The organism is Microcoleus sp. MOSTC5 (assembly GCF_036701825.1).
Lineage (GTDB): Bacteria > Cyanobacteriota > Cyanobacteriia > Cyanobacteriales > Microcoleaceae > Microcoleus > Microcoleus asticus.
On the sequence record NZ_JAUBRK010000002.1, the window covers coordinates 32,947 to 57,515 of the forward strand.

A 24,569-nucleotide genomic window follows, 5' to 3' on the forward strand; every position below is an offset into this window, starting at 1 on the left:
ATCAGATAATAGATAGAGATAAAGTTACGAGATTATTAATAAACTTAGGGGTTAACACCTCAATTTTAAATCCCCATTCCCCCAACCTCCACCATCCCAGGCGAGCCACCCCAAATCCTATGATACGACTGTCCGATTCTGATTTGACAATATCTGTTTTAGCTGTGACCCACCACAAAATGGAAGAACGAGAAAATTTTCCCGATTTTCGCTCGGAACCCGCCTTGGCCGATCGACGGATCAACGTCGAAGACCCAGAAATGGATAAATATCCCATAACGAAAGAAACAGAGTCAAGCAACGGCAAAAGCCAAGAACCCGAAGCAATCCCCCCGCTGGCAACAGCAGACCCAGCAGCCGAGAGTTCGGAAGCATTAGCCGAAACTTCCGAAAAAGAAACAGCATTTCTGCCAGTTCTGAAAAACCGAAATTTTCTAGCACTGTGGAGCGGGCAAGTTTTTTCCCAACTAGCAGATAAAGTTTATCTCGTACTGACGATCGCCCTCGTGGCCAGCCGCTTTCAAGCGCCAGATCAAACCATCAGCAGGTGGGTATCGGCAATCATGATCGCCTTTACCATTCCCGCAGTGCTGTTCGGGGCCGCCGCAGGCGTGTATGTCGATCGCTGGTCGAAAAAAGCAGTGCTCGTAGCCACAAACCTGCTGCGGGGAGCCTTCGTTTTAACATTACCCGTGCTGCTGTGGCTCTCTGACGGGTGGGAACTCGGTCAACTGCCGCTCGGATTCTGCTTGCTGCTGCTAGTGACATTCCTCGTTTCGACTCTAACTCAATTTTTCGCTCCAGCAGAACAGTCAGTGATTCCTTTAATTGTGGAACGCCGCCACCTGCTCTCGGCAAACTCCCTCTACACCACAACCATGATGGGTTCGGTGATTATTGGCTTTGCAGTCGGAGAACCCTTACTAGCTTTAGCCGACACCCTATTTACCAACCTCGGCGGGGGACTCGGCATCGGCAAAGAATTAGTAGTAGGCGGAAGTTACGCCTTCGCCGGAGTGCTGTTGCTGTCGATGAAAACAGGCGAAAAAAACGATGCCGAACACGAACCGCCGCATCCCCTAGCAGATTTGCGAGAGGGCCTGCGTTACATCAACGATCAACCGAAAGTCCGCAATGCTTTAATTCAACTAATTATTCTATTTTCCATTTTTGCAGCCTTGGCAGTTCTAGCGGTGCGACTGGCAGAAATCCTCCCGGGTATGAAAGCGTCGCAATTTGGCTTTTTGCTGGCTGCGGTGGGCGTGGGTATGGCTGGTGGGGCGACGACAGTCGGCTATCTCGGCCACAAATTTTCTCACTCCCAACTGAGTTTAATTGGCTCTATCGGCATGGCACTTGCTCTGATGGGCCTTTCTGCATTTACACACCATTTGTGGCTCTCGGTACTGTTCATTACCCTGTTGGGTTTATTTGCCTCATTGGTGGGAGTGCCGATGCAGACTACAATTCAAGCAGAAACCCCAGAAGAAATGCGGGGAAAAGTCTTTGGGCTGCAAAACAATGCGACTAATATCGCTTTGAGTTTACCGTTGGCTTTGGCTGGGGTAGCCGAAACATTTCTGGGCTTGCCGACAGTATTTTTGGGTTTAGCAGGATTAGCGATGGCTGGCGGTGTCTTAACCTGGTATATTTTCCGTAGCAGTAATAGCAAAGTCGATCGAATCTAAAAAATAACAAACTCTGATTTACTGGAATGCACATCGCTTGGCTAGGAAAAAAATCACCTTTTTGCGGTAACGTCACTTACTCCAGGGAAGTCACCAACGCACTGTTAGACCGGGGATACCAGGTCAGTTTCCTGCACTTTGCCCAAGAAGCGGGCCCGCTCGACAGGAACAATACGGCGTGGAGCATGGCAAATGGTTCATGGGGAAAAGCAATTGCTCAAACCTCATATACCAATTCGCTTTCGCCAGCGAGTTGCAACGAAGTCTCTTTACCCTGTCACTACAAATCGCAAATTTATACGATTCCCACTCTCAAGTCCCGCACAGTGCTGATGAAATCTCTGCGGCGGCTGAAACCCGATGTTGTTCACGCTTCCCTGACGCTTTCGCCTCTAGACTTTTTGCTGCCGGAAATTTGTCAAGAATTGAAGTTGCCTCTGGTGGCGACTTTTCACCCCCCGTTCGATCGCAAATTGCGGAATTTGACATCGGGAACCCAACACCTGATGTATCAACTGTACGCTCCGTTTTTGGCTCACTACGACTCAACTATCGTATTTTCTTACATTCAGCGGGATATTTTGGTGCGCTTGGGAGTGCCGGAAGAACGGGTAGCGGTGATTCCCAACGGAGTAGACGCGGTGAAGTATTCGCCCGGGCCTTCGGGGTTGAAGTCGCAATTAAAAGCCGATCGAATTTTTGTTTACCAAGGCCGCATTGCTCCGGAGAAAAATGTCGAGGCTTTGCTCAAGGCCTGGAAACAGTGCAATTTTGGCCGTGGCAACGTGTTGGCGATCGTGGGCGACGGGCCCCTAGCCGCCTCGCTCCAACTGTCTTACGGCGAAGAGGATGGCATTGTGTGGCTCGGATTTGTTGCCGAGGAGGAACGGCGGATCGAAATTCTGCGGGGTGCAGACGTATTTATTTTGCCTTCTTTGGTGGAGGGACTGTCGCTGTCGCTGCTGGAAGCGATGGCCTGCGGTTTAGCTTGTTTGGCCACCGATGCGGGTGCTGACGGCGAGGCATTGGAGGAAGGCGCGGGGGTAGTTTTGAACACTCAGCGGGTGCGGAGTCAGTTGCAAACCTTGCTGCCGCTGTTTTGCGACCATCCTGAGTTTGGAATGGTGCTCGGTCAAAAAGCACGCCAACGGGCGATCGAGCGATACACTCTCAGTCAGAATATTACTGAGTTGGAAAAGCTGTACTCAGAGGTTTTGCAAAAGCAGCGCGTGCCACTTCGGGGGTTGGCATAGGGAGGAAGTTCGGCAACGGATGTAACGGATGTAACGAAAAGGAAGTCGTGTCTTTACCCTTAGATATTTACTCGTTACCAGGCTGGAGCGTGGTAACGCAGATCCGGAGGCTCTGCCTCCATTTTCCAGCCGAGGCAGAGCCTCTATATATGGGTTCCCAGGCAGATCCTGGGAACCAGTCAACATTGCTCGTTGCCTACCCTCCCGGGCGCAAATAATCCAAAAGTCGATCGCCCGAATCGGCCCGAATCAAAGCAACCACAACATCCGGCAAACTTCCCAAACTCGGATAAACTAAATAGCGCGGTTCCCACCGCGGCCCAAACTTATCTTTAAAACTGTGCAATCCCTTAAAATTATAAAACTTGCTCAAGTGGTCTGAAAGATAAATCAAAACCTTTTCCAACCGCCCGGATTTCTCAGCTTCTCCGACTCCCGCCAAAGCCGACAAACCCAAATCAAATTCTTCATATCCCAATTCTTGACAATGCTGCAACATCGAAGCAAACAAACACTCCATCGTGCCATTTTCCACCTCAGTGCGACGCCGCATTAAATCAACTCCAACTACCCCCTCTCCCGCCGATATCATATTAGCAAAAGCACTAATTCTACCGTCTGGAGTGTGGATGGCTGCGACACGAGTTTCCCGCAAATATACCTCGTCAAACCAACCCACCGAAAACTTTTTTTCCGCGCCTTGAACCATTTGCAGCCACTCGTCGCTCACGAGTTTCATTTGCCGCATCAATTCGGAACTTAAAGGAGGTTCGTAAAATTCGATTTGATAACCGGCTTTTGTAAGTCTGTTGATAGCAGTTCTCAAGTTTTGATTGCTCTTGCCTTTGAGAGTAAAAGTTTTGAGATTGACAATAGCTTCTTCGCCAATTTGCACCGCTCGAAAACCGAGAGTAGAATACATTTCTAGATCGTCGGGCAAAGTTTGATAAAATGCTGGATACCAATCGTTGCGATCGCAAAATTCTTGAAAGCCCAGAATTGCTTCTTTGCGGTCTTCAGCGGGCCCGATGGGGTCTCCCAAAGCAATCGCACCTCTACCTTTCGACACATAGGCGATCGTACTTTTTCCCGAAAAACTAAAATAATAAGATTTATCCGGAAGCAAGGCCAGTCTCGCTAGCGTTGTCTGCCCGTATTTTGCTACCACTTCTTGAGCTTTATTCCGTTCCGAAATACTTGCCGAATTTCGCAGCAGCACCGGCCGCAGCAGCATCAAAAGTGCGTAACCAAGCGTTACCGTACCCACAGCATAAATCGAATCGGCAAAAAAGTTACTAAAGCGAGTTTGCGGAACCAACCCCGCATTGTCCGCCGTAAAAAACATGGCAAAAGTCTGGAACAAAGCTGTGTCTAAATCAAAATTAACCGCTTGTCCGTTAACTTGAAAACCGCTGTCTAAAATATAAAAACCAGCCGTCCCGTAAGCCAGCGTAAACAGCAAAGCCCCCAGCAAAACCCGGATTCCTTGAGCAATTGAAGGGCGATCGGATTTAGCAGTAAACGTCTGCCGCATCACCAACAACTGAAACAGCAGCACCCCAGAAAGCAAGCTTTCTTCAACATCCAATCCCTTGACTAAATGAATTACAATAGAAACGATTAACAATCCCACAGTCAGCAACCAAGCAATCCGCTTGCGCCGCAACAAATTAGTTGCTAGAGTTAGCAGCATAAATCCGATAACTGCTGCAAAAAAATGCCCGCCCGCACGCACGGGAAAAGGGAAAAATGGTTCTAGCCAATTTCGGCGATCTGGTAAACTGGGAGTTACAGCAGACAGTAGGTTAATAACTCCTACCAATCCGGTTAAAAATGATGCAGTCCAGAGTCCAATCCTAGTTTTTTGGGGTAACACTGTTGACCTTTCTAATTTTTCTGTGTTGCCAGTGATATTTTAAACTGTTTTCCAACATAACTCAAAGAATCGGCTAAATGCTTGTGCCAATAATTCCAACCGACATCGGGACCGACAATCCCGTGTCCTCCCGGAAATTTGTTAAACTCGTTAGCAATACCCAAACTGTTTAATTGCTCGTGAAACTGTTGAGTAGAACTCAGAAAGTCTGCGTCTGCTTCCCCGGCATCCAAATAAGCGCGCAACTGCTGTTTATCTTTAACACTAAGTTTTTCCACTAAATATTTAGGACTGTTAGCCTTGCCGCTTTGATCTGTAAAATAACCGCTGTGGCTGAACAAAATATTAAAATTATTCAAATAGCGCAAACCGATATTAAAAGCTCCCCAACCCCCCGAAGATTGTCCTCCCATTGCCCATAATTTGGGGTCTTCCAGCGTTCTGTAGCGCGATTTTATGATTTTCACTAACTCGGAGCCGATCGCGCTTCCCACCTTACCGTTGGGCCCGTCAAAATACTGCGGGTCCCACAAAGGGCTCGTACCCCGCTTGTCGTTCCCGTCAGGAGTAATTACAATTGATGGCGGCAATCTTTTGCTTTTATATAAATCGTGAAGCACAGAAGTAACAGCGGCTTTGTCCTGATAAGCGCGCGCGTCTCCGTGCCCGCCGTGCAGCAAAAAAATCACAGGATAGCGCTGTTTGGGATTTTTTGCGTACCCAGGCGGCAAAATTAAGCCGTAGGTGCGCTCTGAATTCATAGCTGCACTTTTATATGTTTTGAGTTGAAAATTTAAGTCAGCATCAGCCACTACTTTCGGAGGGTCTAACTGAGGTGCTCCGGCAATAAAAACGTACCAGTATCCACTCGCACCGAGGAGGAGGATTGTACCGGCACCGATACCTAAAACTTTTCCCAGCCACTTAGGCATACTTTCAATCTCTCTTTTTGATAGGCGATCGCAATCCGTACATTATATGCAAGTATATTGTAGAACTGTAGGTGAGGTCGATCGCACATTTTGCAGCTAAACTGCAACGGTCTTTGGGGCCCGTTCCACAGTTAAACTGCAACGATGTTAAATTCTTCAATTCTTTAATCTAAAATGGTATGACTTATCACAATCCTACTCCTACAGTTGATATTATCATCGAATTAGCCGATCGCCCCCACCGCCCGATCGTACTCATCGAACGCCGCAATATTCCCTACGGCTGGGCAATTCCCGGCGGCTTTGTTGATTACGGAGAATCGGTAGAAACGGCGGCCAAACGCGAAGCTTTAGAAGAAACGAGCTTGAATGTAGAATTAATCGAGCAATTTTACGTTTATTCTGACCCAGATCGCGACGCCCGCCAACACACAATCAGTATTGTATTCTTGGCTTCTGCAATCGGCGAACCTCAAGCCGCCGACGATGCTAAAAATTTACAAATTTTTGAATCTTGGCAGATTCCCCATCAATTATGTTTCGATCACGATCGCATTTTACGAGATTATTGGCGTTACCGTCATTATGGATTGCGTCCGCGTTTGTAGGAGGGGAGTTCTTGTTTCGTTCATCTCACATTTTGCACCAATGTCAGGAACAGGCAAGATTCCTGTTCCATAAAAAAAACTCAATGTTATTGTGGAACGGGCTTCTAGCCCGTTTTTGAGAATGTTGCAGCACCTGAGTTCATCCAACTAAATTTTATGGCAAGCTTGACAATATTAGGCGGAGGTGCTTGGGGTTCGGCACTGGCAAATCTGGGAGGCAAAAAAGGCGATCGAGTTAATTTGTGGTCGCGCAGCAGTTCTTTTAATCTAGAATCAGTTATAACAGGTGCGGATGTTGTTGTTTCGGCAGTTTCGATGAAAGGAGTTGGAGCAACGGTCGATCGGCTGCTGGCGTTAGAGTTAAGTCCCGATACAATTATAGTTACTGTCACCAAAGGTTTAGACCCCGCGAGTACGCGCACTCCGTCTCAAATTTGGCAAAATGCCTTTCCTAACAATTCAATTGTGGTACTTTCGGGCCCTAATCTTTCCGAGGAAATTCAGCTTGGATTGCCGGCTGCAACGGTAGCGGCGAGTTTGGATTTAGCTGCGGCCAAGCAAGTGCAAAATATTTACAGTTCTGATATTTTTCGGGTTTATGTTAATGAAGACCCGCTGGGAACTGAGTTAGGTGGAACTTTAAAAAATGTATTTGCGATCGCGGCTGGTGTTTGCGACGGTTTACAATTAGGAACTAATGCTAAATCTGCTTTGCTGACTCGCGCTTTGCCGGAAATGATTCGGGTGGGAGTTCGTTTGGGAGCTCGCGCAGAAACTTTTTACGGTTTGTCTGGTTTGGGAGATTTGCTCGCTACTTGCAACAGTCCTTTATCGCGCAATTATCGGGTTGGTTTCGGATTAGCTAAAGGCAAATCTTTAGAGCAAATTTTGCACGAATTGCAGAGCACGGCTGAGGGGGTCAATACTACTAATGTGTTGATTGATTTAGCGGATAGGCGCGAAATTGAAGTCCCCGTTTCCCGTCAAGTTTATCGCTTATTAAATGGTGAAATTACTGCCGAGCAAGCCGTTTTATCGCTGATGGAACGAACTTTGAAACCGGAAATTTTATAACCTGCACAACTAGATAGGTAAGGACTTAAGCAAAGCCTAAGTCCCTACCCGTAGCTGAAGTTTCAAGGACTTGGCTCACGAGTTGCTAGTTATAAATTAAGAGTTCTAAGCGGGATTGGTCGAGCGGTCAGATTGATGTTTCGATCGCTCAGTAGAGAAAGAGTTTAAGGAATTGAAGATGAGTTGTGAATCCAAAACTCTTTAACTCATAACTGCTACTACTTAACTTTTAACTCATAACTCATAACTTGCAGAGCGAGTTGCACCAGCTTTACATCTTGCCTTTCTGCATTACCTCTTGAAGGTGCTGCCGAATTTCCTGCGCGTGCTCCATGTCAGCTTGCTGCAATTTTTGAAACAGCTCAGCACAAGGCTGAGAACCTGTTTCTTGAGCATCTTTCATGTAAGTTTCGTAGGCTTTCAAAGCTTCAGACTTGTTGTGCAAAACTGTTAACAAATCATACTCGAGGTTGCTGATGACTGTACTACCGTTAGTGCTCATAAACTGACCTTCTGCTAGGATTTGTTCCAAGTTTGACCGATCCAGAGATGACTGTTCATCTGTCTAGAAGGGTAGATAATTTTTACTTTCCGCCGTAATAAAACGCAACTTCTTTATCTTTCAGCGGTGCGAAGTCAGCAGCAACGAGCATTTTATCGAGCTCGTTTTGAGGCAGATGTTTGACACCGATGCGGACAATGCGCGATCGCATTGTATTTGACACGCCACTGCGCTGTCTCCCGGCTTCTAATCCCATTACTTGCTTGTAGAGGTCTAATTTTGCTTGCGGAATCGGAGTACCGTCAAAGTCGATTCCTGAGGCGATCGCAACATCGATCGCATCTGCACCAGTTGTAGATTGAGCCGCTGAGTTTGTTTCTGAAGACATTGTGCAAATTAAATAAAAAGGACGATCGTCATAGAAAGTAGTTTAGTCCTAAAAGTGCCCAAGTTGAGCACCAAACTCTAGCACAGCTCAAAATAACGTAAACTCGTGAAACAAGCTAAACAGTCCGCCCCACAGTCTTCGATGAGTGTTCGATTAACGACTGTTTGGCACAAGGGCGATCGCACTTAGCATTTCTTCAAACAACGGATTGCCAAAACTCATCAATTGCAGTGAAGCATTTTCGTCAAAGATATCCGGGTAAAATGTTACAGCATAATCGCGACTTTTATAGTTAAGATGCCAAGTGCTAAAATAGTTGCAGAAATTTTTACCATAAGACCAATGTCCTCGCAGTCCCAGAAGTTGCAATAAATCGAAAACTTCGATGTGTTAATCTGCATCGGCGTGGCGGATAATAATAAGAGATATGGGCTTTTTTCTTTCAATTGCTGCATTAACTGTAACAACCGATTCGGAGTTTCCTTGCGGTTTTGGGGGCTTTGGTGGCGGGCGTGATGCGCTTCATCCAGAATCACCAAATCCCAAGGTTGCGCGTCTAAAAGCTGTTTTGTGCGATCGCTCCGACGGACTAAATGAGATGATGCTAAAATGAGATTTTGGGAATTCCAAATATTCTTTTCCTCTGAGTGACTCCTCTCCCCATAGGAATTTTTTTATTCACCTTTGCTATAACTCCAAAAGTGCAAGTTAAATTTTTCACGCAATTCTTCGTGCCATTGCGGCTGAATGCTGGCGAAAGTGCAAGTTAAATTTTTCGCGCAATTCTTCGTGCCATTGCGGCTGAATGCTGGCGGGTGCTAAAATTAACACAGGTTTGACGTTTTGGCTGATGAGTAAGTAAGGCAGAATCAACCCGGTTTCGATAGTTTCCCCCAATCCAACTTCATCCGCAATTAAGAAACTTTTTGGCAAATTTGCCACAACTCGGCGCAATATTTTAACTTGATGCAGCTAAGGTTTAATCGGAATAGATTTCAAACAATAATCGAGACAACTTGGTGAAGCGTACAAGTTGAGAAGCGGTTCCAATTTAGCATAATCTAGAGATATTTCAGCATTCCCAATAACTCCTCCTAACTTCTCACTACTGAATTCTGACAGATATGCCAGAGTGCAATTTCATCGTGAGTTTTGCCGCCCCCACAACTCGTTTCCAAACGAACCACCCCTGCCCCAGCGCTTTGCTTCATCAAGCGGCTGAAAACTTCCCGAATTAGGGTTTTGATGCCGTCAGTTGCGAAGGGATTGGCAAAGAATTTATTGGCATTTTGATAAACTTGAGGTGCATTTCCTTCGACTACCAGCAGCAATTTGGCTGCAAATAAATCTAGAGACAAGTCTCCAGATAAAATCTCATCTCTGGGCACGCAGTATCAAAGATTAATGGCAGCATCTAACGATCCTTTTGTGTTGGGTAAATGATTAAAATCGACATTTCCGCCGCTGACAATTACCCCAATGCGAGCATTCTGGGCTTTGATAACTCCATCGAACAAAGCCGCCGCTGCTAACACTCCCGTGGGTTCCACAACTATCTTCATGCGTTCCCACATAAAAAACATTGTCTGGCGAATTGCGTCTTCGGAAACTGTTGCCATATCGTCCACATAATGCAGCACCAAAGGAAAGGTTAATTTTCCCAAAGATGGCGTGCGCGCACCGTCAGCAATCGTATCGGGGTTAATAACAGTTTGCAGAGTTTTCGTGCGGAACGATCGCGCAGCATCGTCTGCTTGCTCGGGTTCTACTCCTATTACTTTACACTGCGGAGACAAAGTTTTTGCTGCGATCGCACATCCAGACAGCAAACCCCCGCCGCCACAGCAAACCAGCAGCAAATCCAACTCCCCAACTTCTGCGATTAATTCCAGCGCCGCCGTACCTTGTCCCGCAATCACCCACGGATGATCGTAAGGAGGAATAATTGTTAAGTGTCGTTCTGCGCCAATTTTGGCGGTGAGGTCTTCCCGCGCAACTTGAGTGCGATCGTACAAAATAATTTCTGCGCCGTAGCCGCGAGTCGCCTCTTGCTTGACTTTTGGCGCATCTGCCGGCATGACAACAGTAGCAGGAATTCCCAACAACTGTCCCGCAAGGGCGATCGCCTGCGCGTGATTTCCCGAAGAAAAAGTCAGCACTCCCCGCTGTTTTTCCGCTTCAGATAGCTGCATTAAAGCATTGCAAGCACCCCGAAATTTAAACGAACCCGTCCGCTGAAAGTTCTCGCATTTGAAAAATACCTGAGAATTCGTCCGTTTGTTAACAGTTTCCGAAGTCAGCACCGGCGTTTTGAAAGCTTTGCCCTGCAACCGCTTTGCGGCAGCCTCCACATCGGCGAAACTGACTGGCAAGGGATTTTCTGTAGAGAAGTCAGCACTCATAGATTTTAGATTTGGACTATCGAGGACTCTATTTGTAGGGTGGGGATTGCCCGCTTCACTCCTACCATTAAATTATAAATTTTTATGATATTTTGGGGCTAATAATTATTAGATATTGTGCTTAATTGTCAAAAAAGCTGTTGATTAAAATCAAAGTTATGACAATTTACTATCAAAAAGTAAAGTGAGGTTTGTACTTGCACAGGAGAGGGATTAATCAATACAAATTTAACCACCGCCCGATTAATTGTAGAGAAACAGCACGGCGCCGTGTCCTGATTTCGGGTAACGGGTAAAATAAACCGGATTGGATGGTCAAATTGCCCGATCGCCCGATCGAATCCAACCATCGACAACAAGGCAAAAGAGGACACGGCAATGCCGTTTCCCTACCCAAAAAAGAGCGGCTAAATTGTTTAACAATTACAAAAAAAAGGACACAGCAATGCTGTGTCCCTACCCGTATCTTGTAGGAACACGGCATTGCCGTGTCCCCATCCGTACCGCCGATATCCCGATTAGGATTCTTGCCGTTTAGAACAAGAACAATTCAGAATTACCGGAAATTCCTAAATCGACATCGACAGTAGCAAACAAACTGTTACCGCCAACCGTAGAACCGTTGCTATCGTAATACAGTTTAGTAGATGCAGACAAACTGTCGTAGATAGCCATGATGGACGGCCCGGTTAAAGTTGCTTCGAGCGCAGTTACAGAAACTGTACTGCTGTAAGCGTAGAAACTCGAACCCAAAGGCCCCGATCCGGTGGTAAATGCGGCAAAACCAGTGGTGTCGAGGTTAATTACATCATCAGCAATGCTGTAATTGGTAATTAAATCCCCGCCGTCAGCAGTAGTTCCGCTGAACACAAACACATCCAAACCAGCACCGCCGTTGAGAACATTGGTTCCCACACCACCGATTAAAGTGTCATTCCCGATACCGCCGTTGAGAGTATCGCTACCGCCACCGCCGAACAGGCTGTCATTGCCATCGTCGCCGGAAATGCTGTCGTTACCCAAACCGCCGTCGAAAATGTCGGCACCGCTACCGCCGCTGAAGATGTCAGCAAATTCAGTACCAGTGACGCTGTTAGCAGTCGCATCTCCGGTAAACAAGACAGGAGTAGTGAAGTTGTAACCGCCAGCACCAGAACCGAAATTGTTAAATGCGATCGGGAAAGTGTTCCCAGCCGCAGTTAAATCGGCAACGCTACCTGAGCTAGTAGTAGTACCACTGGCAGAAGGTGCGATCGTACCTGTAAATACAAAGTCCGCCGTTCCCAGATTGGTAGTAGCAGTACCCAAATTAGCAATCAAGGTAGAACCACCGGCTGTCGTACCGTTCGAGTCAAAATACAACACAGTCTCGTTCGAGGCATTCGTAAATGCGAAGAAACCAGCAGTTGTAGAATTGCCCAGGGCAGACGCTTGTGCAGCTTCCAAAGAGGCATAACTGCCACCGGTGAAAATCACTAACTCTTTGCCAGTAATGTCCGGAGTTGAACCCGTCACACCGTCAAAGTTAGTCGTCGTCAAATTGCCGAATTCGCTCGCGCTAAACTGGAATTTGTCAGTTCCAGAGGTAAAGTCGGTAATTGTATCGCCGCCTTCGCCTGCTGCTTTGTAAACAAACAGATCCGCACCAGCACCGCCAGTCAGAATATCTGCACCAGAACCGCCGCTGAAGATGTCAGCAAACTCAGTACCAGTGACGCTGTTAGCAGTCGCATCTCCGGTAAACAAGACAGGAGTAGTGAAGTTGTAACCGCCAGCACCAGAACCGAAATTGTTAAATGCGATCGGGAAAGTATTCCCAGCCGCAGTTAAATCAGCAACGCTACCTGAGTTGGCAGTAGTACCAGACCCAGAAGCTGCGATCGTACCTGTAAATACAAAGTCCGCCGTTCCCAGATTGGTAGTAGCAGTACCCAGATTCGCAATCAAGGTAGAACCACCGGCTGTCGTACCGTTCGAGTCAAAATACAACACAGTCTCGTTCGAGGCATTCGTAAATGCGAAGAAACCAGCAGTTGTAGAATTGCCCAGGGCAGACGCTTGTGCAGCTTCCAAAGAGGCATAACTGCCGCCGGTGAAAATCACTAACTCTTTGCCAGTAATGTCCGGAGTTGAACCCGTCACACCGTCAAAGTTAGTCGTCGTCAAATTGCCGAATTCGCTCGCGCTAAACTGGAATTTGTCAGTTCCAGAGGTAAAGTCGGTAATTGTATCGCCGCCTTCGCCTGCTGCTTTGTAAACAAACAGATCCGCACCAGCACCGCCAGTCAGAATATCTGCACCAGAACCGCCGCTGAAGATGTCAGCAAACTCAGTACCAGTGACGCTGTTAGCAGCCGCATCTCCGGTAAACAAGACAGGAGTAGTGAAGTTGTAACCGCCAGCACCAGAACCGAAATTGTTAAATGCGATCGGGAAAGTGTTCCCAGCCGCAGTTAAATCGGCAACGCTACCTGAGTTGGCAGTAGTACCAGACCCAGAAGATGCGATCGTACCTGTAAATACAAAGTCCGCCGTTCCCAGATTGGTAGTAGCAGTACCCAAATTAGCAATCAAGGTAGAACCACCGGCTGTCGTACCGTTCGAGTCAAAATACAACACAGTCTCGTTCGAGGCATTCGTAAATGCGAAGAAACCAGCAGTTGTAGAATTGCCCAGGGCAGACGCTTGTGCAGCTTCCAAAGAGGCATAACTGCCGCCGCTGAAAATCACTAACTCTTTGCCAGTAATGTCCGGAGTTGAACCCGTCACACCGTCAAAGTTAGTCGTCGTCAAATTGCCGAATTCGCTCGCGCTAAACTGGAATTTGTCAGTTCCAGAGGTAAAGTCGGTAATTGTATCGCCGCCTTCGCCTGCTGCTTTGTAAACAAACAGATCCGCACCAGCACCGCCAGTCAGAATATCTGCACCAGAACCGCCGCTGAAGATGTCAGCAAACTCAGTACCAGTGACGCTGTTAGCAGCCGCATCTCCGGTAAACAAGACAGGAGTAGTGAAGTTGTAACCGCCAGCACCAGAACCGAAATTGTTAAATGCGATCGGGAAAGTATTCCCAGCAGCAGTTAAATCGGCAACGCTGCCTGAGTTGGCAGTAGTACCAGTCGCAGGAGATGCGATCGTACCTGTAAATACAAAGTCCGCCGTTCCCAGATTGCTAGTAGCAGTACCCAGATTCGCAATCAAGGTAGAACCGCCCGCTGTCGTACCGTTCGAGTCAAAATACAACACAGTCTCGTTCGAGGCATTCGTAAATGCGAAGAAACCAGCAGTTGTAGAATTGCCAAGCGCTTTAGTTTGTGCAGCTTCCAAAGAGGCATAACTGCCGCCGGTGAAAATCACTAACTCTTTGCCAGTAATGTCCGGAGAAACCCCGCTAACACCGTCAAAGTTAGTCGTAGTCAAATTGCCGAAAGCGCTCGCGCTAAACTCGAATTTGTCTACCCCAACAGTAAAGTCGGAAATTTTATCGCCGCCTTCTTTAGTTGTCCTGTAAACAAACAGATCCGCACCACTGCCACCGCTTATGACATCCAAACCGAGGCCGCCGGTGATGGTATCGTTGCCGTCGCCGCCTTTGAGGGTATCGTTATAATTGCTGCCGACAATCTTGTCATCGCCTGCTAAACCATCGAAATTAACTGCAGCCGGATAAGTGCCGAAATCCACATTGTCAGGGCCAGCAGTACCGACAGGAATATTTAGTGGCGTGCCGGTGAAGACAAAGTTACTGACTTGCAGGCGAATGTTCACCGAGAAACTGGTGACAATTTCAAAGCGCGCCCCAATAGCAAATACCAGCACAGAACGACCGGTAGTGGCATCTGTAAACTGACAGAAAGTAGGCGCGTCTGGGTTGCCACCCAAAGCTGCAAACCGCGCTTGCAAAGACGCGATGCTGGTAACAGTGATATCCGCGGTGAAGTCCAGTAAATTAGCGCTGCCGATCGACCCAACAGTAGAACTAGCAGTAATCTCCAGTCGGGTCAAACTAGAAACGCTGAGATTACCAAAAGCTGCCGTAGAAAGCTCTAAAACATCGTCATCGACATTAAAGTCAGTAATTAAGTCAGCTTCTACAACTGTTTGAATCTCTTGGCGGGAAGTGCGGTAAATAAAGCGATCTTTCCCAAGACCCCCACTTATAGTATTGGTTCCTAGGCCGCCTTCGATAGCGTCATCGCCATCATTTCCAGTTAAGGTGTCATTCCCAGCACCGCCTATTACTGTGTCATCGCCGATGCCAGCTTCGATATTGTCATCGTCATCGCCGCCGTCGATATCGTCATTATCATCGCCGCCTTTAACTTTGTCCTTGCCCAAGCCTCCTTTTATTTTGTTTTTGCCTTTACCGACTTCGATATCGTCATCGTCATCGCCACTGTCGATATCGTTATCGCCATCGCCGACTTTAATTTTGTCCTTGCCTTTGCCGCTGATGATTTTGTTGTTGCCTTTACCGACTTCGATATCGTCATCGTCATCGCCGCTGTCGATATCGTTATCGCCATCGCCACCTTTAATTTTGTCCTTGCCTTTGCCGCCGATGATTTTGTCCTTGCCTTTGCCGGCTGTAATATCATCGTCACCATCGCCGCCTTCTATGTCGTTATCCAGCGTCGCCGAACCGACAATAACTTGAGATTGTGTAGTGCCAGCAAACTTAAAGACATTTTGCTCGATTTTCAAGCTAAAACGCTGGCCGGTGACAACGTTTTTGCCGTTGCTAACTTCAAAACCAAAACTAGCGGCACCGATAAAACCGGATGCCGCTTTGAAAGTTAACAAGCCTGCGTTAATGTCTGCTTGAGAGAAGGTAAAACCGACTTGTGTTACCGCGACTCCCTTAAAGAATAGTTGGCCGGTTGTAGTCGCGGGCAGCTCGGTTAGCTTGAAGACTATGTTGCTAGGACCTTGCTGGGCATCGACAAAACTCAACAACTCAGAAGTAATAGTTTGCTCGCTGCCGCTGGAACCAGCAGTCAAGCTATTATTATTTCCCACTCGCGGAGGATTAAAAATCGGGTTCGGAGTTGGAGTTGGAGTTGGAGTTGGAGTTGGAGTTGGAGTTGAACCGGTAACTCCTAAAAAGTCGCCAGCATCGATAAGCGTTGCGTTGACATTCAACAATAGCGTCAGCGCGAAGTTATTGACCCGAATTTCGGTATTGCCACCGACTTGTATAAAGGTCAAGCTGCTAAAGTTCAAATCACCAAACAGCAGAAACTTGTCCTCGTTGTCTGCGAAGTCAGTGATGACTGAACTTGCCCCAGAGGTACTGTTACTCACGACATAAACGTCAGATCCAGCACCGCCGACACAGGTATGGTTGCCAGTACCGCCCATCAGCGTATCGTTGCCGTCGCCGCCCATCAGCGTATCGTCGCCGTCGCCGCCGCCGCTAACGCTGTCGTCGCCGCCGCCGCCGTCTGCCATGTCATTGCCGTCGCCCGTAACGAGGGTATCGGTGCCCGCACCGCCCATCACGGTATCGTCACCGTCACCGCCGATCACGCTATCGTCGCCGTCGTCACCGCTGCAAACGTCGCTGCCGGCACCGCCGATCACGGTATCGTCGTCGTCGCCGCCACTAACGCTGTCGTCGCCGTCGTCGCCTGCACAGTTATCGCTGCCGGCGCCGCCGATCACGGTATCGTCGCCGGTGCCCCCGCTAACGCTGTCGTCGCCGTCGTCGCCTGCACAGTTGTCGCTGCCGGCACCGCCGTTAACGGTATCGTCGCCGAGGCCGCCGCTAACGCTGTCGTCGCCGTCGTCGCCTGCACAGTTGTCGCTGCCGGCACCGCCGTTAACGGTATCGTTATCTTTGCCGCCGTTAACGGTATCGTTGCCGTCGCCACCGCTAACGTTGTCCTTGCCCTGATCGCCCCTGACGGTATCGTTGCCTTCGCCGCCCTCGCAATCGTCGTCGCCTTTGCCGCCGATCACGGTATCGCTGCCGCTGCCGCCGTCAACGTCATCGTCGCCTTCGTTGCCGTGCACCCAGTCATCGCCGTCATCGCCTTCGCAGGTGTCGTTGCCGGTACCGCCAAAAAGGCTGTCCTCGTCTTTACCGCCGTTAAGTTTGTCGTCGCCTTTGCCGCCCTTAACCTTGTCTTTATCGCGATCGCCCTTTATTTCATCGTCGTCATCGCCGCCCTCGCAATCGTCGTCACCTTTACCCCCGTAAATTTTATTTTTTTTGCCAGGGTTTCCTTTGATTGTGTCTCGGCCTTTTTTGCCGAATATCTCCTCGTTAGCGCCGGTGGCGACAATTACGTCATCGTCATCAGTACCGAATAGGGTTCGGCGGCGATCGATGCCGTTGCCATCATCTAAGTCATCTGTGTCGCCCGCATCTTCTTGGGGTACGGCGTTAAATTCAGCAATGTTGCTGTTATCCGCAACTTGACCGTTATCGGCGGTGGTGCCACTGTTTTCTGCGATCGCTACCTTAATTAACTCGGCTAACTCGTCGTCGGACATCTCAGGGGTATTGTTGTCGAAATCCTCGACAGGAATTTGTGTTTCATCTCGATCGGGAAAAAGTGTTCCCGATACATCTTCTAACAACAGTTCTTCTTCCATTCTGAATATTTCCCAAAAACGTTTGAGCTTCTTACAATCAATTTATCAGTAAGCAGGAGGCAGCAGAAGAAAAAATTTAAACTTCATGATTTCGCCTGCTAGAGGGGCTGATGTCCTCATCTTTACTATAGATGCCACTTAAAATGCAAGGTTTTTTTCTCATTTGCGAGTTTTATTTTCTGCCATTGCGCACCAAAATTAATTGCTCCGCCATTACACTGTAAGTGCTGCGCCGAAGCGCCTAGCATTTGAGATGTTCTCCGTAATTTCTACATTAAGCTGCGCCTAAGTGCCCTTGATTGTAGATTTACTACGTAATTTCTACAGTGAATTAGCTGAATTTAAACTCGCAACTTACAACTCCCCAAAACCTCGATCCCCACAATTTAACCCTTGCTTTTCTTGCGATTGAGCCTGGTTGCATTGAATTTTTGTAACACTCCCAGCTCGGACAAACCCTTCCCTGACTTAGGATTTGAGCTTCTTTAACTAAAGGACTACACCCTCCTAACTTTAGTTCCCGATGACTAATTAGAAATTTAGATTGTTCGCCCGGGCAAATATTTGTTTTAATTTTCAGTCGCATAATTGTCTCTCGATTTGACCGAGGCGAGCAAACTGAAATAGTATTTATTTTGATATATAAAAATAGCTCTGCAAAAATCTATTTATCTCAAGACAGATTGTAAGAGTTAGAAACGAACAGGAATAAACGCAGGAGTTATTTTGGGTTAAAGTTGTAAGTTCGCTCGGCCTTTCGAGCGGGACTGACGCAGGGCGATCCTGAGAAACCCAGTTGTTTTGTAGAGGCTTCGCTGCCAAATCAAATATTTCTCCGAGAAACCAGCTTGATGAGGCTTAGTCCTCTAGATGATAAAAATGATTGTTGCTTGAGAGGACAGGAATAATTTGATAGCGGTTGTATTGTTGAGAATTCTTGGCTCCTTAATTTTATTTTTCCTGCTTAACTTTAACTAGATTAAGACAGTTAAATAAAAAAACTAATAACATAAAAGTGGTAAATTAGCAATGCTCGATTAGCAATTATCGAGGGTCAACTATCGATTACGGATCGCCACAGAGGTCTTAAGGATGAGGGTGGACGGCTTACGGATGAGGAGCCAGGGCTGACCAATTAATTAATTGACACAAAATCAAGATTTCAGATGGGGGGTTGGTGGTACAGGATAAGCGCTAAGGACCGATCGACAGATCGAAAAAAAAAAAAAATACTCAACTTTGTCTCCGATATTGCCCTGAAACCGGTTGGCGAGAGCCGAAGTAATTTTAATAAGAACTAGAGATCCGCCTGGTAAAGTGCTTCCAATTTAACTTTACTCAGCAATGAGAAACTCAAGTTCGCGACGAATCTAAAGGGGTCTGCGGTAGAGGTGCAAAATGTTAAAGATAGCAAGATTCGAGAAATTTCGGCTTTCACTGAGCCACAGGGCAATAAAAACTAATAAACTGTTATTAAAGTACAACTTTTATAGCCTCAAAGTGTTTGAACAAATATATTTGACCCCAGCGTTCGCCCGATCGGGGGAAGCGCATTCAGAAACTTTGATTGAAAGAGTAAAAATAATTTTGCCGATGGCTATTCCTAGCCGCAAAAACGCAGGCAAATTCAGAATTAAGGCGGGAGGGCGCTAAATCCGTGAGCCAGGAATTTCAACTCTCAGTCACCCCAGTTGGGGACGACGAATATCTAGTGCGGACAGAAAGGGTTGCACCCGGTGTACCCTTAGCAGAAGAACAAGTCCGCTGGCCGATCGACGAATGGCTTGCACTGTCTGCTCAACTGATGAACGACCCGCTGGTGGGCTTGCTCCAAGGAAAAGCATTACAGGGAACCAGTTTGGCTGGTCGGGGAATCTCGCGCTCGGGAAACAACTCAGGGCCGAATTTAGTAGCCCTCGGGCAACAATTATACAGCGGGCTGTTTCAAGGAAACTTGCGCGATAGCTGGACTTGCGCTCAAGGCATCGCCCAGCACCGCCGAGAAGTGCTGCAACTGCGACTCGGACTCAAAGGCCGGCACTTGCCGCGGCTGCCGTGGGAAGTTCTGCACGCCGGCGATCGCCCTTTGGCAACCGGCACCGATGTCGTGTTTTCCCGCTACCAACCAGGTACAAGTTTGTTCAAACAAACCCGGATACTGCCCAGTGGCGGGCCGCTAAAAATTTTAATGGCGATCGCCTCTCCGAGCGATCGAGACAGCTTGCAGCTCAAGCGAGAAGTGCTCCACCTGCAACAAGAACTCCAAAACCGCACCGCTAACCCTCTCAAAAACAGCCCTCACTCCCCGGAAATTCAACTGACTATTCTCGAACAGCCCGATCGAGAACAACTTACCCAAGCCCTAGAACAAGGACACTACCAAGTCCTGCACTACGCAGGCCACAGCAACTTAGGTTCCAGAGGTGGGGAACTCTACCTAGTCAGCAGCCGCACCGGCTTAACCGAAACCTTGAGTGGCGACGACTTAGCTGGATTGCTCGTTAACAACGGTATTCAGATGGCAGTGTTCAACTCCTGCCGCGGCGCCTATGGCGACCCCTCAAACCTCGCGGACGACAGCCCGGAACGCAACTTAACCGAAGCTCTAGTCAAGCGGGGCATTCCGGCAGTGCTAGCAATGGCAGAAAGCATTCCCGACGATGTAGCCCTAACTCTCACGCGGCTGTTTTACCGCAACCTCAATCAAGGCTATCCAGTCGATCTCAGCCTGAGTCGAGCTAGAGCCGGACTAATTTCTGCCTACGGTTCTCACCAGTTATACTGGGCTTTGCCCATTCTCTACCAGCACCCGGACTTTGACGGCTATCTGACCGGCGCCCCAGCCCAAGGCGCGGCATCCGGGTCTCGGGTGCCAATAATCGCGTCGGGAACGCAGCAGGCTCTCGCGGGTACAGAATGGAATGCGCCACCTTCGCTCGCGGCGATCGCCCAATACCCGGCGACAGCCAATAGATCGCATGATTCAGACAGTTCTGACGGCGAAGTCTGGGAATATTTTCCTGACCCATTAAAAGAGTGCAGGGATTGGGTTCACCAGAACGATCGGCACGAGGCTGCTAATTCACCGAACTCACCGACGGCTTCGCCGTCCTCTATTAATAATCCTGACTCTTCGGTTATCCAAGAAATTTCCCCTGCGGCACCGGCTCAGAAACCGTTAAAAAAACCGGGATTGAAAAAATCTGTGGTCCTGGTGCTTTGCTTGTTGCCGGTTGCTTTGAGTGCTGGCTTTTTTGGGTGGCGGTACTCGCACCAGCGAGACACGAAACCAGAAGAGTTACTGCCGGCGGTACGGACTCCCCTGTCGCAAAATTACCTGCAAGAACGCCACTAAAAGCAACAACCTCCGTCAGTGCTGAGTTTGGGCCCGCTTGCCATAACTCCAAACTGGCGGAGGTTGTTGCTGGCAATTGGCTCACGGCTGCCGCTGGAAAAGTTATCAAAAGTATGCTGCTCGATCGAATCTCGGACTTACGCTCATCAAACTGGTTTCTACCCAACATCAAAAGCTAGGCCACCTGCACATCTAGGAAGAAAATGGGTTTCTCGTCGATAGAGTAAGTCCGGGACTACTTAATATATAATTCGTCAGTCAATTTGAGATTTTAGACTTCGGCATCAGCGCTCAGTCGAACGATTTGAGATTTTAGATTTACTCCACAGATAAATCTGGGATCTTGAACAAGAATCTAAAATTTTGATTTCTCCACGACAGGAGTCGGTGACTTGTATCCGTTTTTGGGCGGGCTGATTCGGCAGCCCGAGCATTCGTCATTCGGTACAAGACAATAAAAGCAAGAGCTGCAACAATTAAAAACGTCCTCACCGTCAGGGTGGTTACTATATTTCACAATAAGTAATTGTGCAAGTGGTGGTGAGTTTGACGTGCCCCTACAGCTTGCGCATAAGTTTTGAGAGTCTGGCAGTTTGTCGGCTACGAGTGCAAACCAGTAGATTTACACCGAAACTCCATGCCGGGAACTGCTGATAATTTGTAGTGCATGAAACATTTAAGCTGTTGTGCATTTAACTCGGTCTTTTTCAATTCCCCTGTGGAAAGAACCTCAAATTTTCTGGCTTGGGGCCGGAGGAGGAAGATTTTCCCGAGTTCCCCCTGAAAATCTACTGATACGCGGCGAAGGGTTAAGATTCGCGAAGCAATCTCGCCCGATCAAAACTATTCCCCTCTTGGTGCCTGCGTGATGTTTATGCCGCCGCGCCCATTGAGCCGGGTTTTAGGTTAAACCCGTTCAACGAACAGGTGAAATTTCCTTCAATTTTTACCTGATTGCCTTCCCCAGACTGCTTTCTCTGCAAGTTATATGCCGAACACCTTAATAGAAGATTGCTCGTTGGTATTTGGGGTTGTGAGGGGATTTGCCGCCAGAAAAACAGGGTTTATACCTTTTTAGATTTTAGATTTTAGATTTTAGATTGAAGAATTGGGAATGACTTATTCCATAAGGGTTTGGAGCTTGCCTACAGTTGGATTCTTTTTGTAAACTGGTTTTGGAAGTAGCTGGCAGCGGCATCGAGAACAAGTGCTGCCTCGCCTTGTTGAGGTAAAAGTTAACCCCGCGCAGGTAAATGCTTTCGGCAGATTTGCAGCGGCAGCACTCTAGGTATTTCGATTCATGGCTGTGTTGTTTTTACCTTGACCGCAGACACGATCGGACATTGGTGAATGCAGGGAACAGACTTTACTGTAAAAAAGTAAAGCATTTAATTTGCGACAATAATTCCCTGCCCGATCGCTCCGAGGCTTAGGCAAGCATTTGAGCCGCGAGGAGCAAATTGATCGCCCTTCGAGCATCCTTACTTGCACACCCGGTCTTGAGGTCGCAGAAATTTATCCAGAATCTTAATATTCAGAATTCTTAGTATTGACAGTGAAACAAAGTTAATCTAATGTGTTGTAATTGATATAAGTAAAGTCCAATAAGCGAGGTACGGTCAATGGCAGAAACAGCTACAGCACCCTTAACAGGAAAAGGTCTGCTTCAAAAAATCAAAGGCAGCGATTTGCCGCGCAGAGAACTTGCAAAGCTTTGCGGCTACTTCACGGTCAGCAAAAGTGGAGAAACCCGGATTAATCTGGCTGAGTTTTACGATGCAGTGTTAGCTGCTAAGGGCATTGAGCTAGAGAAGTCGAAAGCAGACGGACGCGGGCGAGAAGCGAGTTATCGAGCTAGCGTTCACAAGAATGGTTCGATCGTGATCGGGGCAAATTATACCCAAGAAATGGGATTAAAGCCGGGAGACGAGTTTGAAATTAAACTCGGATACAAGCACATTCGCTTGATTCAGATCGATGTGGACAGACCGGATGTGGATGTGGATGATGAAGAGGAGGATACAGAAGAATAGAGGCGATCGCGATGCAGTCAGCCGATAGCAAGGCGACTGGATTTGGCATTCGCTACACGAGTATTTGCGCGCCACCCTTCGATTTAACTGATGAGCTGTCTTGACTATTTCTATTTTCTCTTGTCCCGCAAAGATTACAGTGCCTCTGAACTTCGCAAAAAGGGGCAAGAGAAAGGTTTTGGCAATGAGGAAATATTGGAGGCGATCGCGCAAATTCAAGACCGGGGCTATCAGTCCGACACTCGCTTGGTGGCAAACTCGATCGCCTCTGCAGCAGGCAAATACGGGAAATCGGCCATCAAGCGCAAGTGCCTGCAAAAAGGAATTACCAGCGATTTGTTCGAGCAAGTCTGGGAAGAAGAAATTCCCGAAAATCAGGACTCCGAAGCACAAAAACTGGCCGAATTAAAAGCCAAAGTCATGCGCAAATACAAGCTCGATACTTTGGCTAAAGCAGATCCGAAAACCAAGGGAAAAGTCTTGAATTACCTGCAATACAGGGGCTTTAATGCCTTTGAAATGTGGCGGCAGTGGCAGGCGGAAGAAGAAGATGAGTAAGTTATAGGACAACCCTCGATCGATGCGGCCCCCAGATAGTCAAGCACAAATGCACTGCTGCCTGGGGGCTAAATTGTGAGTTCTGAGTTTTTGTAACTGTATGTCAATCCTCAGACTTGACTAAATAAGATTCGTACATCTGCCGGTGTCTGGCTAAAAGCTGGAGATATTTCTCGTTGCTTTTGGCCAGCATCCATTTCTCTTGAAAAATGGCGGCGGATTCTGCTTTCACCGGATCTGCTTGTAGCGGCAAAATATCTTTTCGAGCTGCGCTTTGCTCTGCAACAGACTTCAGCTTTTGAGGGTTTTGCTGGTATTTTCGGCCGCTTTTGTGGTTGGCGTAGCGACGCGATCGAGTGTAGCCCATCTGTAAGAACTTGCGGGCCATGTCGGCTCCCACAAAATCTTCGCGATCGAGATACTCTAAAAACAAGGAGTAAATTTTGCTGCTGGACTCCCTGGCAATTTCAGGAGTCTTAAATCTCCAGAAAGGCAGAATTTCTCCTTTGTAGGGTTCCACCAACAGCACTCCCTGTTCTCCTTTCCCTACCCGATAAAGTTCCGGGTGCTGTCGAAAGTCGATGTTCTTAAAATCCAAAGAGTAGTCGAACTGCTTCATTGGGCATTTTCTGTTCTATCTGGAACTATAGAAGCCCGGGGTTTACCTTCGTCTGGTTGAGTATAAACCCAAGCCCAAGCAATCAAGACAGCTTGAAAAGGCAGCCTGAACCAATACAGTAATTGGTTGTGGGGAATCCCTTCTATCGGAATGTTGTTGACGGCTTGATTGATATTAGCTGGAAACACGGCAATAAACAAGGCAATTAATCCCCACGCAGCCGCCCTGCTGACAGGAGGAACTAACAGCCCAATTCCTCCCAAAATCTCGAAAAAACCGCTGATATAAACCAAGGCTTCCGGGTAAGGAAGCTGGGGCGGCACGATTCTGATAAAAGGTGCGGGCACTGCAAAGTGCAGCACGCCTACAATATTGATAGCTACTGCGAGGATAACTCGCCAAATTTCTTTTTGACTTTTCATGGGCAATCGGTAATTAATAATTGTTAACTTGCTGCGATAATGCTTGCAAAAGTTGCCTATCTGGGATCGAGATGACAAGAAAACTCTGACACAAAAATTCTAGCTTTCCGGGTTTGTCTACTCTTGCTGGTGGCTGAAAGGATCTTGTTTACTAGAAAAACCTGGTTTCTGGGTAAGTCCCTGACAAGTTTTCTCAGCCCCAAACTAGAGGAAGCGAGAGCTCGAATCGAAAGCCTGCGCGTTGACTGCCGAAAACAGA

At 47.8% G+C, this 24,569-nt stretch carries 19 protein-coding genes; 7 read left to right on the plus strand and 12 right to left on the minus strand.

The annotated features are described in order from the left end of the window. The first annotated feature begins 119 nt into the window (after positions 1–119). A complete protein-coding gene (locus QUA54_RS01160) occupies positions 120–1,688 on the plus strand; it encodes an MFS transporter (protein ID WP_333194144.1) in 1,569 nt (522 codons plus the stop codon). Between the two features lie 26 nt (positions 1,689–1,714). After that, positions 1,715–2,941, plus strand: coding sequence for a glycosyltransferase family 4 protein (locus QUA54_RS01165; protein WP_172184978.1), 1,227 nt, complete (start codon positions 1,715–1,717; stop codon positions 2,939–2,941). A 196-nt stretch (positions 2,942–3,137) separates the two neighbouring features. On the opposite strand, the gene QUA54_RS01170 is transcribed toward QUA54_RS01165, so the two are convergent. Next, positions 3,138–4,817 (minus strand): phosphatidylglycerol lysyltransferase domain-containing protein, encoded by a 1,680-nt coding sequence (locus tag QUA54_RS01170; RefSeq protein WP_333412630.1) that lies wholly within the window; start codon positions 4,815–4,817, stop codon positions 3,138–3,140. A gap of 11 nt (positions 4,818–4,828) precedes the next feature. Next, positions 4,829–5,749, minus strand: coding sequence for an alpha/beta hydrolase-fold protein (locus QUA54_RS01175; protein ID WP_333412632.1), 921 nt, complete (start codon positions 5,747–5,749; stop codon positions 4,829–4,831). A gap of 179 nt (positions 5,750–5,928) precedes the next feature. Between QUA54_RS01175 and QUA54_RS01180 the strand changes: the two genes are divergently transcribed. Next, positions 5,929–6,357, plus strand: coding sequence for an NUDIX hydrolase (locus QUA54_RS01180; protein ID WP_333412634.1), 429 nt, complete (start codon positions 5,929–5,931; stop codon positions 6,355–6,357). Positions 6,358–6,513: 156 nt separating this feature from the next. Beyond that, positions 6,514–7,431 (plus strand): NAD(P)H-dependent glycerol-3-phosphate dehydrogenase, encoded by a 918-nt coding sequence (locus tag QUA54_RS01185; RefSeq protein ID WP_333412636.1) that lies wholly within the window; start codon positions 6,514–6,516, stop codon positions 7,429–7,431. A gap of 271 nt (positions 7,432–7,702) precedes the next feature. Here the strand turns inward: QUA54_RS01185 and QUA54_RS01190 are convergent, their stop codons facing one another. The 8 genes from QUA54_RS01190 to QUA54_RS01225 all read right to left on the minus strand — a co-directional run bounded on the left by QUA54_RS01190 (position 7,703) and on the right by QUA54_RS01225 (position 17,323). Beyond that, entirely contained in the window at positions 7,703–7,933 is a 231-nt protein-coding gene (locus QUA54_RS01190) for a hypothetical protein (protein ID WP_172184968.1), read from the minus strand. Between the two features lie 82 nt (positions 7,934–8,015). Continuing rightward, the gene (locus tag QUA54_RS01195; RefSeq protein WP_006635311.1) at positions 8,016–8,321 is read right to left on the minus strand and encodes a small RNA NsiR4-regulated ssr1528 family protein; all 306 of its coding nucleotides are present in this window, start codon (positions 8,319–8,321) and stop codon (positions 8,016–8,018) included. 153 nt (positions 8,322–8,474) lie between these two features. Further along, positions 8,475–8,690: a hypothetical protein gene (locus tag QUA54_RS01200; protein WP_333412638.1), complete on the minus strand. Its 216-nt coding sequence runs from the start codon at positions 8,688–8,690 to the stop codon at positions 8,475–8,477. Further along, a complete protein-coding gene (locus tag QUA54_RS01205) occupies positions 8,588–8,953 on the minus strand; it encodes a DEAD/DEAH box helicase family protein (RefSeq protein ID WP_333412800.1) in 366 nt (121 codons plus the stop codon). Before QUA54_RS01205 ends, QUA54_RS01200 begins: the two co-directional genes overlap by 103 nt. 85 nt (positions 8,954–9,038) lie before the next feature. Next, positions 9,039–9,275 carry an SNF2-related protein gene (locus QUA54_RS01210; RefSeq protein ID WP_333412640.1) on the minus strand — a complete coding sequence of 79 codons (237 nt, stop codon included), beginning with the start codon at positions 9,273–9,275 and terminating at the stop codon, positions 9,039–9,041. Positions 9,276–9,415: 140 nt separating this feature from the next. Next, positions 9,416–9,709 (minus strand): hypothetical protein, encoded by a 294-nt coding sequence (locus tag QUA54_RS01215; protein ID WP_333412642.1) that lies wholly within the window; start codon positions 9,707–9,709, stop codon positions 9,416–9,418. A gap of 6 nt (positions 9,710–9,715) precedes the next feature. Further along, on the minus strand, positions 9,716–10,723 hold the full coding sequence (locus QUA54_RS01220) for a threo-3-hydroxy-L-aspartate ammonia-lyase (RefSeq protein ID WP_333412644.1): 1,008 nt from the start codon (positions 10,721–10,723) through the stop codon (positions 9,716–9,718). A 534-nt stretch (positions 10,724–11,257) separates the two neighbouring features. Then, entirely contained in the window at positions 11,258–17,323 is a 6,066-nt protein-coding gene (locus QUA54_RS01225; RefSeq protein ID WP_333412646.1) for a cadherin-like domain-containing protein, read from the minus strand. Between the two features lie 1,657 nt (positions 17,324–18,980). On the opposite strand from QUA54_RS01225, the gene QUA54_RS01230 reads away from it, so the two are divergent. The 3 genes from QUA54_RS01230 to QUA54_RS01240 all read left to right on the plus strand — a co-directional run bounded on the left by QUA54_RS01230 (position 18,981) and on the right by QUA54_RS01240 (position 23,269). Further along, positions 18,981–20,678 carry a CHAT domain-containing protein gene (locus QUA54_RS01230; RefSeq protein ID WP_333412648.1) on the plus strand — a complete coding sequence of 566 codons (1,698 nt, stop codon included), beginning with the start codon at positions 18,981–18,983 and terminating at the stop codon, positions 20,676–20,678. Between the two features lie 1,622 nt (positions 20,679–22,300). Then, positions 22,301–22,711: an AbrB family transcriptional regulator gene (locus QUA54_RS01235; protein ID WP_172184952.1), complete on the plus strand. Its 411-nt coding sequence runs from the start codon at positions 22,301–22,303 to the stop codon at positions 22,709–22,711. Positions 22,712–22,801: 90 nt separating this feature from the next. Continuing rightward, positions 22,802–23,269, plus strand: a complete 468-nt coding sequence (locus QUA54_RS01240) for a regulatory protein RecX (RefSeq protein WP_333412650.1) — start codon at positions 22,802–22,804, stop codon at positions 23,267–23,269. Positions 23,270–23,372: 103 nt separating this feature from the next. Here QUA54_RS01240 and QUA54_RS01245 read toward each other — a convergent pair whose 3' ends face one another. Both QUA54_RS01245 and QUA54_RS01250 read right to left on the minus strand, forming a co-directional pair. After that, positions 23,373–23,888, minus strand: coding sequence for a DUF4385 domain-containing protein (locus QUA54_RS01245; RefSeq protein WP_172184948.1), 516 nt, complete (start codon positions 23,886–23,888; stop codon positions 23,373–23,375). Next, the gene (locus tag QUA54_RS01250) at positions 23,885–24,310 is read right to left on the minus strand and encodes a DoxX family protein (protein WP_172184946.1); all 426 of its coding nucleotides are present in this window, start codon (positions 24,308–24,310) and stop codon (positions 23,885–23,887) included. Before QUA54_RS01250 ends, QUA54_RS01245 begins: the two co-directional genes overlap by 4 nt. Positions 24,311–24,569: the final 259 nt, after the last annotated feature.

Bases quoted from the DNA above. Each gene is read 5' to 3' on its own strand.
- QUA54_RS01160 (WP_333194144.1), top strand. From the start codon at position 120: ATGATACGACTGTCCGATTCTGATTTGACAATATCTGTTTTAGCTGTG.
- QUA54_RS01165 (WP_172184978.1), top strand. From the start codon at position 1,715: ATGCACATCGCTTGGCTAGGAAAAAAATCACCTTTTTGCGGTAACGTC.
- QUA54_RS01175 (WP_333412632.1), bottom strand. From the start codon at position 5,749: ATGCCTAAGTGGCTGGGAAAAGTTTTAGGTATCGGTGCCGGTACAATC.
- QUA54_RS01180 (WP_333412634.1), top strand. From the start codon at position 5,929: ATGACTTATCACAATCCTACTCCTACAGTTGATATTATCATCGAATTA.
- QUA54_RS01185 (WP_333412636.1), top strand. From the start codon at position 6,514: ATGGCAAGCTTGACAATATTAGGCGGAGGTGCTTGGGGTTCGGCACTG.
- QUA54_RS01190 (WP_172184968.1), bottom strand. From the start codon at position 7,933: ATGAGCACTAACGGTAGTACAGTCATCAGCAACCTCGAGTATGATTTG.
- QUA54_RS01195 (WP_006635311.1), bottom strand. From the start codon at position 8,321: ATGTCTTCAGAAACAAACTCAGCGGCTCAATCTACAACTGGTGCAGAT.
- QUA54_RS01220 (WP_333412644.1), bottom strand. From the start codon at position 10,723: ATGAGTGCTGACTTCTCTACAGAAAATCCCTTGCCAGTCAGTTTCGCC.
- QUA54_RS01225 (WP_333412646.1), bottom strand. From the start codon at position 17,323: ATGGAAGAAGAACTGTTGTTAGAAGATGTATCGGGAACACTTTTTCCC.
- QUA54_RS01235 (WP_172184952.1), top strand. From the start codon at position 22,301: ATGGCAGAAACAGCTACAGCACCCTTAACAGGAAAAGGTCTGCTTCAA.
- QUA54_RS01240 (WP_333412650.1), top strand. From the start codon at position 22,802: ATGAGCTGTCTTGACTATTTCTATTTTCTCTTGTCCCGCAAAGATTAC.
- QUA54_RS01245 (WP_172184948.1), bottom strand. From the start codon at position 23,888: ATGAAGCAGTTCGACTACTCTTTGGATTTTAAGAACATCGACTTTCGA.
- QUA54_RS01250 (WP_172184946.1), bottom strand. From the start codon at position 24,310: ATGAAAAGTCAAAAAGAAATTTGGCGAGTTATCCTCGCAGTAGCTATC.